Source organism: Halorubrum tibetense, assembly GCF_042661865.1.
In the GTDB taxonomy this organism is placed as follows: Archaea; Halobacteriota; Halobacteria; order Halobacteriales; family Haloferacaceae; genus Halorubrum; species Halorubrum tibetense.
Genome location: NZ_JBHSWW010000071.1, coordinates 1 through 10,103, shown reverse-complemented (window position 1 = coordinate 10,103; position 10,103 = coordinate 1). Strand labels below are relative to the sequence as shown.

Genomic DNA, 10,103 nt, shown 5'->3' with positions numbered 1-10,103 from the left:
CAGCCGCGACTCGACGTGACTCTGGCGGAAGCGACGACCGGGGGCGGAACGGACGGTTCCAGTGTTGCTGGCGCGGACGCCACGGACGCTATCGCGGACGCCGCGGGCGCTGTCTCGGAGGCCGCGAACGCTATTGCGGACGCCGCGGACGGCGTCGACGTCGAGCCAACCGAGGAGGGGTTGCGCGTGGTCGGCGTCCGGCCCGAGGCGATCGGTGAAGTCGTCGACGCGCTCGCGGCCGCCGGGGTCGGCTTCGAGTCGCTGTCGTGGTCCGAACCCTCGCTGGAGGACGTGTATCTCGAACTCACCGGGAAGTCGTACTCGCCGCAAGGGGAAGCGTACTCGCTCCGAGGGAAGTCGTACTCCTCAGGAGGGGAGCCCGATGGTACGGGAAGGCGGTCCGACGGAGGTGCGAAATGACCCGCATCGGACGGATCGTGACGGAGGCGCGGGCAGCGACGCGGTCGTTCCTCCGTCGTCGGACGGCCGTGTTCTTCACGTTCTTCTTCCCCGTGATCCTCGTCGTTATCTTCGGGGCGCTGGTGCGGACGCAGCCGACCGGCGGGGGGCTCTTCGCCGAGCCCGCCGGCTACTACATCCCCGGCTACCTCGCGGTCGTGGTGCTGTTCACGCCGCTGTCGCGGGTCGGCTCCGAGATCGCCCGCCACCGCGACGGCGGGCGGTTCGAGAAGCTGGCGACGACGCCGCTGTCGCGCGCAGAGTGGCTCCTCGCGCACACGCTCGTCAACGTCGCCATCATCGGCGCGGCGAGCCTCCTGATACTGGGGCTCGTGGTCGCGGTGACCGACGCGGAGCCCGTCGTCTCGACGGCTCTTTTCGCCCTCCCGCTGTTCGTCGCCGTCGGCGTCGCGCTGTTCTGCGGGCTCGGGGCGCTCCTCGGCGCGCTCGCGGACTCCCAGGACGGGGTGATCGCCGCGAGCAACACGGTCGCGCTCCCCCTCCTCTTCCTCTCCGAGACGTTCGTCCCCCCCGAGCTGCTCCCCGGGTGGTTCCTCCCGGCGGTCGCGGCGTCACCGCTGACGTACTTCGCGCGGGGAACGCGGGCGATCCTCTACGAGCCGGCCCCGTGGCTCGGCGACCTAGCGGTCCTCACGCTCCTCGCGGCCGCGTTCCTCGTGCTCGGCGCGTACGCGGTACCCCGGACCGAGTGAGTGTGGGAGTGACACGGCCGTCGTCGGGACGGTTCGAGCGAGGACGGAACCCCGCGACGGAAAGCCGGTCATTTATCACTCCCGCCGCCGTCCTCGGGACAACGAGGGATCCCCGTGTCGACCGTCGAGTTCACGTGTTCGGGCTGCACACAGCGCATCGAGGTCAACGAGGAGATGCGCGAGACGATCCTCTCGGTCGGCTGTCCGGTTTGTACGACGCCCGCGACTGAGGACGATTTCGACGAATAGCAGTTCGACGCGGGTACCGCACCCCAGTACCTATTCCTCGCGATCGACGACGATCTCCCGGCCAGTCAGTCGGTCCGGGTCGAACCGATAGAGGTCGATGTCGAGGTCGGGTTTCCCGTCCGCCCAGATCTCGAAGAGGGGGCGACGGGTCTCGCCGTACTGCGTGATCGTCTCGGGCGTGAGCTCGTCGACGGGGATCCGATGGAGCGTCCCGACGCCGACGACGCTAGTGTACGTGTCGTCGCCCTCCTCGTACACTACGAGTCGGGCGGACGGCTCGGAGCCGAGGAACGCGCGCTTCTCGCTGTCGGGCGTCGACACGAGCCGGATGAACGCCCGGCGTGCGGTCTCGTCGTAGCCGTACGAGATCGGGATCGCGTACGGCGCGTCGTCGCGGGCGAGCGAGAGCACGCCGGTCTCGTGTCGCCCGAGGAACGCGTCGATCGCCGACGCGGACATCTCGACCTCGCGGTTCGTCGCCATACGATACAACTGTCCGTGCGGGGGTATAAACTACACGAGACTGGACGATCGTCGGGGAGTAATTGGCGGGCGTTCGACGCGAGCAGCGGCCGTTCGGACGCGCTCCCGAGTCGTCACCCGGGGATCCTCCCGGGGAACGGGAGGATCCCCGCGGAACAGGGTTATGTGGGTGCGCGGTGTATCGCCCTGATATGCCCTCCCGACGCGACGCGCGGCCGGCCAGTCGAGTCGCCGCCGCACCCCGTACTCGAACCGCCCTCCACGCGACCGAACTCCTGCTCGCCGGCGCGGTCCTCCTCGTCGCCGCCACGGCGTTCGAGTATCTACCCCGACCGTATCCCATGTGGCCGACCGTCGGTCCCCTCCCGATCACACCCGAGCTCGTGGTACCGACGCTGCTCGGGGTCGCGGCGGCCCTCGTACCGGTCGTCGACGGGGTCGACATCGGCTCCGTCGCCATCGCCGCGCTCGGTGCCGTGACGGTTGGTCTCGGTGTCGTGAGCTTCTCGATCGTTTACGCCAGCACCGGCGGCGTGTTCTTCCTCGGACTGTTCACTCTCGCGTCCGGGATCGCGCTCGCCGTCGCCGTTGTCTGTCGACGGCTCGTCCGAACGGGGGTCGTTCGGACAGTCGTCGGGAGGGCGGTCGGTCGGATCGAGGGGTAGCCACGGGGAGACAGGTCACTCGACGGTCGTCATCGCGGTGAGGTCCGCGTCGACGACGGGCGCACCGCAGACGACACAGCCCGCGTCGAGGAGGCTCTCCCGCATCGCGTCGTCCACCTCGAACGAGTGACGACACTCCGGGCAGACGAAGGTGTGTGTCGATTCGGGCGTCATAGAAACGAGTACGACAGGCATCCACATGAAACGATCATCGAGTTCCCACGCTCCCGGAATCCGGGCCGCCGCTGAACCGACGGCGGAGTGGGAAACTCAATCGATCACGGTGTTGAACACCTTCCGCTGGACCGCCGCGAGGTGCTCCGCGAACGTCGACCGGTCGATCCCGAGCGACTCGGCCACCTCGCCCGCGTTCGCGCCCTTCGGGTGATCGAAGTAGCCGGCGTCGTAGGCGGCGGTAAGCACCTCGCGTTGTCGCTCCGTCAGCTCGCTTCGGTCGAAGGTGACCAGATCGCTCTCCTCCGGCGTCGACGACGACTGAAGCAGGCGCAAGACTTGGAGGTCCGTACACGTCTCTTGGAGCGCCTCGAGCACCGCGCGTAACGTCGCCAGATCGCTGGCGTGAAACGTCACGAGCAGTCGGCCGTCTCGGATAACCGTTTCCGTGGCGGGCACGCCGTAGCGATCGAGCACCGCGAACGGGGACGCGTCCGAACACGCCGTCTCGAACCGATAGGCGGCCTTTTCGCCGTAATCGAACACCGTCTCGACACCGTCGGGAACGTCGAGGTCGGCGTCGGCGAGGAACTCGATCACGACCCGATCCTCGTCGGCTTCGGGGTCGTCCGTTCCGAGGTCGTCCGCTCCGGCTTCGAACGCTGCACTGTCGTCGGCGACGGGGTCGCCGTCGGTGTCGCGAACCCGCTGGACTTCGAGTCGGCTCCGAGCGACGTTGTACACCGGCGTCGATCCGTCGACGACCCCGTCGAACGGGGACGAGGCGGACGTCGGTAGCGAGATCTCCGCACGGATGCCGGCTCCCATCGTCCGTCCGTTCCCGTCATCGGACAAAACGTTGACGGCACGGGAAGGCGAGCGCTCGCCACCAACGACGACCCGCCTCGGCACGTATAAACCACCCCGCATATGCTGGGTGGGGGTTCGGGTGGATACGGCGCCATCGTACAGGTATGAAGCGAAACCCGTCCCAAGTTAGCGGACCGATGACGACGACCCTGACGGACGCAGACGAGAGCCTTGGCGACGCGTTCGACGCCCTCGCGGACCCCGACTGTCGGGCCATTCTCTCCGTCGCCGACGAGCCGATGACCACGAGCGAGCTCGCTGAAGCCTGCGATATCGCCCTCTCGACTGCCTACCGAAAGGTCGAACGCCTGAACGCGACCCCGCTTCTCACCGAGGGGATCCGGTTCGATCCGGACGGTGACCACGCCTCCGAGTACGTCCGCGGCGTCACGGACGTGGCTGTCGAGCTCGCGGACGACGGCGTCAGCCTGACGATGGAGTCCGACGACGGCGTCGGCCACGGCGCGAACCCGTTCACCGCAGAAGTGTCTGCCGATTAATATTTCTATCACGGCGGGTCGGCGAGACCGGTAGACTGAGGGACGACGCGGTCGCCACGTAGTCGGTTTCGGTTCTGATAACGTTGAGAGAACCCTTATATGGGCTCTAGTGAAACTCGGCAGGTATGCTCCGCGCTCCCGACGCCGAGAGCCTCCTGGATCTCACACGGGAGAAGCTCGTCGTGCTCGACGAGGCGGGGAAGTACACGTATCTCAACGCCGCGACCCGCGACGTCCTCGGGTTCGATCCGGAGACGCTCTTCGGGACGGACGCCTTCGACCTCGTACACCCGGAAGACGAGGCGCGGATCCGGGCGGCGTTCAGGGAGCTCGTCGACGGGGACGGAGACGGCACGGAGACGCTCGAGTACCGCTACGGGACCGCCGGAGGCGACTGGCTCTGGCTCCGAAGCCGGATCTACGCACCCTCGGAGACCGATATCGACGGCTACGTCGTGAGCTCCCGGGACGTCACCGAGGAGGTGGAGTCGATCCGTCGACTCGAAACGATCGTCTCCACGTCGACGGACGTGTTGTGGATGTTCGACGCCGACTGGTCCGAGCTCCTCTTCGTCAGCGACACCGTCGATGAGGTGTTCGGGCTCTCGCGGGCGAGGCTACAGCAGGAACCGCGGGCGTTCCTCGATCGGGTGTACCCGGCGGACCGAGCACACGTGGTGCGAAAGATGCGACAGCTCTCCGACGGCCACTCGACGACCCTCGAATACCGAGTCGAGCCGGACGAGGGGGAGGTCCGCTGGGTCCGTGTTCCGGGCGAGCCGGTACGGGAGGACGGCGAGGTCGTCGCGGTCGCCGGCTTCGCCCGCGATATCACCGACGAGTACCGACACAAACGCCAGCTCGAAGTGATGGACAACCTCCTGCGACACACGATCCGCAACGACATGAACGTCGTTATCGGCACGGCGGAACGGATCCTGGAGGCGACCGAGACTGCGGAGCCGATCGGGACTGCGAAAGCGAACGAAGCCGGGAAGAACGGAACCGAGAGGAACGGAACCGAGAGGAACGGAACCGAGAGGAACGGAACCAGTGGAGACGGACCCGCCGTCAGCGACGCGGTGGACGTGGAGGCCGCGGCGAGGACTGTCCGTCGAGTCGCGGACGACCTCCTCGACACCGCCGAGAAACAGCGCGACGTGATCGAGTTGCTGAGCCGCGGCGGGTCACCACAGTCGATCGACGTCGAACCGATCGTCCGCGAACTCGTCGGCGAGATGCGGACGGAGCGACCCGCGGGCGAGTTCTCCGTCTCCTGCCCGTCGGACGTCACGGCGTTCGCCCTCCCGGAGCTCGAGTACGCGGTTGCGGAGCTGATCCGGAACGCGGTCGAACATGCGGACACGACGCCGGTCGTCGAAGTGGACGTCACTCGCACCGACGGCGAGGTCCGAATCACGATACGGGACAACTGTCCGCCGATCCCCATCGAGGAACGACACATCATGGCCGACCGATGGAAGATGGACGACCTCCGACACACGGTCGGCATGGGACTATGGCTCGCGTATTGGGTGGCCGAACGGTCCGACGGCAGCCTCGCGTTCGACACCGTCGATGACGGCAACGTCGTCACGATCCACGTTCCGCGTGAGGAATATCCCGAGGAGAACGACCCTCCCGGACTGGCGAGCGACAGGGAAACGGATCCCCCCAGCGGTAACTAGCGGTCTGCCGGAGCGGCTAGCGGCCGGTAAACTGGCCGGCGATCGGTCGAAATGGTCCCCGGTCGGTCGAAGTTGCCGACGGTCGGGAGGCGGCCAGATCCCCTATTCGTCCAGTTCTCGCCGACGAGACCGATCGATCGTTCGTTAGGATTCCCGAGTTGCGGGGACTTTCAGGGCTATTAAATCGCTGCTCGGAGTAGATGGGGGACGATGGGTACGCTCAACGAACTGTTCGACCCGGATCGGGTCGCGGTCGTCGGCGCGACGACTCGCGAGGGCGCGGTCGGCCGTGCCGTCACGTCGAACCTGCTGGCGGACTTCGACGGCGAGACGGTGCCTGTCAACCCGAACTACGACGAGGTGCTCGGGGTACCGTGCGTCGACGCGGTCGGCGACGCGGACGCCGACGTGGCGGTCATCGTCGTCCCGCCCTCGATCGTGCTGAACGCGATCGAGGCGTGTGGGGAGGCGGGCGTCCGCAACGTCGTCGTGATCACCGCGGGGTTCGGCGAGACGGGCGAGGACGGCGCGGCACGCGAGCGCCGGCTCGCCGAGATAGCCGACGAGTACGAGCTGAACCTCGTCGGCCCCAACAGCCTGGGTATCATGTCGACACCCTCGGGAATGAACGCCACGTTCGGCCCGGAGAACGCGCTTCCCGGCGGGCTCTCGTTTATGAGCCAGTCGGGGGCGTTCGTCACGGCGGTGCTCGACTGGGCCAACGACAACGGCGTCGGCTTCAAGGACGTCGTCTCGCTCGGCAACAAGGCGGTCCTCGACGAGACCGACTTCGTCGACCACTGGGGTGACGACGCGGAGACGGACGTCATCATCGGCTACCTCGAGGGGATCGAGAACGGGCGAGAGTTCATCGAGACCGCCCGAGAGACGTCACAGGACACCCCGATAGTCGCCGTGAAGTCCGGGCGCACGAGCGCGGGCGCACAGGCCGCCTCCTCACACACCGGTACGCTCGCCGGCTCCGAGAAGGCGTACGAGGCGGGGCTCGACCAGGCCGGCGTCATCCGCGCGGAGTCGGTCGACGAGCTGTTCGACGCCGCCGGCATCCTCGGTAGCCAGCCGCTGCCCGACACCGACAGCGTCGCGATCGTCACGAACGCCGGCGGCCCGGGCGTCATGGCGACCGACGCGGTCGGTGACGCCGGGCTCGACCTGGCGTCGTTCACCGGCGAGACGACCGAGTCGCTCCGGGAATCGATGCCCGAGGAGGCGAACATCCACAACCCGGTCGACGTCATCGGGGACGCGGACATCGACCGGTTCCGCGAGGCGCTAGAGATCGTCCTCGCCGACGAGAACGTCGGCGCGGCGCTGGTGTTGGCCGCCCCCACCGCAACCATCGACTTCGACGACCTCGGCGAGGCGATCCGCGAGACGACCGCGACCACGGACGCGCCGGTCGCCGCCTGTCTGATGGGTGGCGACCGGACGCGGGAGCCGAAACAGAAGCTCCAGCGGGAGGGGATCCCCTGTTACTTCGACCCCGCCCGCGGGATCGACAGCCTCGCGACGCTGGCGGAGTACCGCGATATCAAAGCGCGCGAGTACGCAGAGCCGATGTCGTTCGACGTCGACCGTGACCGCGCAGCCGAGATCCTCGCGTCGGTCCGCGACCGCGACGACAACCGTCTCGGCGTCGAGGCGATGGCGCTGCTCGACGCCTACGGCATCCCGACGCCCGACGGCGAGATCGTCGACTCGCCGACGGCGGCCGCCGAGGTCGCCGCGGGGATCGACGGCGATGTCGTGATGAAGATCGTCTCGCCGGACATCCTCCACAAATCGGACATCGGCGGCGTCGCCGTCGGCGTCGCGGACGCGGACGTCGCCGACACCTACGAGGACCTGATAACGCGTGCGCGGAACTACCAGCCGGACGCGACGATCCTCGGCGTTCAAGTCCAGGAAATGGTCGACCTCGACAATGGTGTCGAGACGATCGTCGGCATGAACCGGGACCCACAGTTCGGACCCCTACTCATGTTCGGGCTCGGCGGGATCTTCGTGGAGGTGATGGAGGACACCACGTTCCGCGTCGCGCCCGTCTCCGAGCCCGAGGCGAGGGAGATGACCGAGGAGATCCAGTCGGCACCGCTGTTGCGGGGCGCACGCGGCCGCGACCCGGTGGACGTCGACGCCGTCATCGAGACGATCGGTCGGCTCTCCCAGCTGGTCACCGACTTCCCCGCCATCCTGGAGCTCGACATCAACCCGCTCGTTGCACTGCCCGACGCCGACGGGGCGAACGCCGCCGCCGTCGACGTCCGACTCACCGTCGACCCCGAGCAACTCGACCAATGACAGACACCACCACCACACTCGTCACCGCAACCGGAGAAGGAGCAGGAAAGACCGCGATCACGCTCGCGCTGGCGCGGCTCGCCGCCGACCGCGGCGGCAGCGTCGGCTACATGAAACCGAAGGGCACGCGTCTACAGTCGAACGTCGGCAAGACGCTCGACCAGGACCCGATGCTCGCCCGCGAGACGCTCGGCCTCGACGCCGAGATGCACCAGATGGAGCCCGTCGTCTACTCCCCGACGTTCATCGAGGGAGCCATCCGCGGCACCGAGGACGTCGAGGCGCTCCACGACCGAGTGCGCGAGGAGTTCGCGGAGCTCGCCGCCGACCGCGACCACATGTTCGTCGAAGGCGGCGGCAACTGGACCACCGGCGGCGTCGTCGACCTCACGGACGTCGACGTGGCGGAGCTGCTCGACGCGCGCGTCGTGCTCGTAGCCGACTACAAGACGGCGGGTGACCTCGACGACGTGCTCGCGGCCGCCGACGCGTTCGGCGACCGCCTCGCTGGCGTCGTGTTCAACAAGGTGTCGGACGCCGCGTTCGACTCGCTCGACCAGGACGGGATCCCGTTCCTCGAATCCCGCGGGATCACCGTGTTCGGGGCGCTCCCGCACGAGAAAGAGCTCGCGGGCGTCACCGTCGGCGACCTCGCCGACGAGCTCGGTGCCGATCTCCTGACCGACGCGCCGACCGACGCGTTCGTCGAGCGGTTCCTCGTCGGCGCGATGGGCGGCGACGAGGCGCTCAGGCACTTCCGGCGCGCCCGCGACGCCGTCGTGATCACCGGCGGCGACCGCGCGGACGTCCAAACGGCCGCGCTCGAAGCGTCGGGCGTGAAGTGTCTCGTCCTGACGGGTGGACACCGTCCGTCCGGCGCGGTACTGGGGAAAGCAGCCGACGCGGGGAAGGCCGTCCTCGCCGTGAACACGGACACCGTCACGGCGCTCGACCGGATCGAGGAGATAATCAGCGGCGGACGGACCCGTGACGCCCGCACCGTCGACCGGATGACCGAGCTGCTCGAAGGCCACGCGGACGTCGACGCGCTGATCTGACCGGTCGCGTCGACGCCGCCATCCGAGCGCGATCGGGAAGCGTCTGACATACTGTTTTCAGGGAGGACGACGAACGAGGAGTATGACCAGTCTCTCGGAGACGTACGGTGGGACGGGACGCTCCGAGGTCGATCCACGCAGGCTGTCGCTTGGCGCGGGGCTGTTCGTCGGCGGGACGCTGTTGCTCGTCGCGGGGATCCTCGTGGCGGCGGAAGTGCTCGTGCCGAGCGGGTACACCTCCGGGGCGGCACGTCGGCTCGGCGGGATACTCGGTGGCCTCGGCGTCCCGGCCCTCCTGCTCGGCGTGATGACCGTGTTGCCAGCCGACCGGCGCACCCGGGCCGCGGCGGTCGTCGGGGCGGCGATCATGGCGCTCGGCGTGGCGGTGTTCTCGCAAGCGTACCCGCACCACTGGGTGAACGGACCGAGCCCGGAACTCGTCGACCTCACGCTTCCGACCGCGGGGATCTACTTCCTCGGGGCCGCGACGACGATGTGGTGTGTGTTCGTCGGCGTCGCCAACTTCAAAACGCGGAACGACCCCGGCGGAACGGTGACGATGGAGGTCACACACAAAGGCGAGACGAAGATCATCGAGGTCGAACGCGATCAGCTCGGGAGCCGCGGCGGGATCGGGCTCCTCGGCGGCACGCCCGACGGCGACGTCGAAACGCAGACCAATCGGCCCGACGAGCCCCCAGCGGGTCGGAACGGCGGATCCGGAGGCGGCGACACTCGCACATCCAGTACGGTGGACGCGGAAGTCGATTCGGACCGTTCGGCGTCGCTCGGTCTCGGTGGGACCGAGACGAGCACCTCGTCCGCACCCGACGGCCCGTCGCCTGGCGTCAGCGACGGCGGTGACACGGCGACCGCGACGGTGACGTCGCCGCTAGACGAGCCCGGATCGGAGGGGTCGGCG

General features: G+C 68.1%; 11 protein-coding genes and 1 pseudogene. 9 read left to right on the top strand and 3 right to left on the bottom strand.

All coding sequences use genetic code 11. The annotated features are described in order from the left end of the window. The 3 genes and pseudogenes from ACFQEU_RS06940 to ACFQEU_RS06930 form a co-directional block, all read left to right on the top strand. A pseudogene (locus ACFQEU_RS06940) lies at nt 1-420 on the top strand (ABC transporter ATP-binding protein); the annotation flags it as partial. Next, the gene (locus ACFQEU_RS06935) at nt 417-1,172 is read left to right on the top strand and encodes an ABC transporter permease (protein ID WP_379780616.1); all 756 of its coding nucleotides are present in this window, start codon (nt 417-419) and stop codon (nt 1,170-1,172) included. The pseudogene ACFQEU_RS06940 and the gene ACFQEU_RS06935, both read left to right, overlap by 4 nt. Nucleotides 1,173-1,286: 114 nt before the next feature. After that, nucleotides 1,287-1,421: a DUF7560 family zinc ribbon protein gene (locus tag ACFQEU_RS06930; RefSeq protein ID WP_379780614.1), complete on the top strand. Its 135-nt coding sequence runs from the start codon at nt 1,287-1,289 to the stop codon at nt 1,419-1,421. Nucleotides 1,422-1,451: 30 nt separating this feature from the next. Here ACFQEU_RS06930 and ACFQEU_RS06925 read toward each other — a convergent pair whose 3' ends face one another. Beyond that, nucleotides 1,452-1,904, bottom strand: a complete 453-nt coding sequence (locus ACFQEU_RS06925; protein WP_379780612.1) for a pyridoxamine 5'-phosphate oxidase family protein — start codon at nt 1,902-1,904, stop codon at nt 1,452-1,454. 191 nt (nt 1,905-2,095) lie between these two features. On the opposite strand from ACFQEU_RS06925, the gene ACFQEU_RS06920 reads away from it, so the two are divergent. After that, a complete protein-coding gene (locus ACFQEU_RS06920) occupies nt 2,096-2,569 on the top strand; it encodes a hypothetical protein (RefSeq protein ID WP_379780610.1) in 474 nt (157 codons plus the stop codon). Nucleotides 2,570-2,584: 15 nt separating this feature from the next. On the opposite strand, the gene ACFQEU_RS06915 is transcribed toward ACFQEU_RS06920, so the two are convergent. Continuing rightward, nucleotides 2,585-2,743: a DUF7560 family zinc ribbon protein gene (locus ACFQEU_RS06915; protein WP_379780608.1), complete on the bottom strand. Its 159-nt coding sequence runs from the start codon at nt 2,741-2,743 to the stop codon at nt 2,585-2,587. 96 nt (nt 2,744-2,839) lie between these two features. After that, nucleotides 2,840-3,571, bottom strand: coding sequence for a helix-turn-helix domain-containing protein (locus ACFQEU_RS06910; RefSeq protein WP_379780606.1), 732 nt, complete (start codon nt 3,569-3,571; stop codon nt 2,840-2,842). Nucleotides 3,572-3,717: 146 nt separating this feature from the next. Between ACFQEU_RS06910 and ACFQEU_RS06905 the strand changes: the two genes are divergently transcribed. The 5 genes from ACFQEU_RS06905 to ACFQEU_RS06885 form a co-directional block, all read left to right on the top strand. Beyond that, complete coding sequence (locus tag ACFQEU_RS06905) at nt 3,718-4,113, top strand: helix-turn-helix domain-containing protein (protein WP_379780604.1); 396 nt, start codon at nt 3,718-3,720, stop codon at nt 4,111-4,113. A 125-nt stretch (nt 4,114-4,238) separates the two neighbouring features. Continuing rightward, the gene (locus ACFQEU_RS06900; protein ID WP_379780602.1) at nt 4,239-5,801 is read left to right on the top strand and encodes a PAS domain-containing sensor histidine kinase; all 1,563 of its coding nucleotides are present in this window, start codon (nt 4,239-4,241) and stop codon (nt 5,799-5,801) included. A gap of 210 nt (nt 5,802-6,011) precedes the next feature. After that, entirely contained in the window at nt 6,012-8,123 is a 2,112-nt protein-coding gene (locus ACFQEU_RS06895; RefSeq protein WP_379780600.1) for an acetate--CoA ligase family protein, read from the top strand. Then, nucleotides 8,120-9,181 carry a phosphotransacetylase family protein gene (locus tag ACFQEU_RS06890; protein ID WP_379780598.1) on the top strand — a complete coding sequence of 354 codons (1,062 nt, stop codon included), beginning with the start codon at nt 8,120-8,122 and terminating at the stop codon, nt 9,179-9,181. The genes ACFQEU_RS06895 and ACFQEU_RS06890 overlap by 4 nt, the downstream gene beginning before the upstream one ends. An 82-nt stretch (nt 9,182-9,263) precedes the next feature. Beyond that, on the top strand, nt 9,264-10,103 hold an 840-nt coding region (locus ACFQEU_RS06885; protein WP_379780596.1), incomplete at its 3' end, for a cell division protein CdpA domain-containing protein.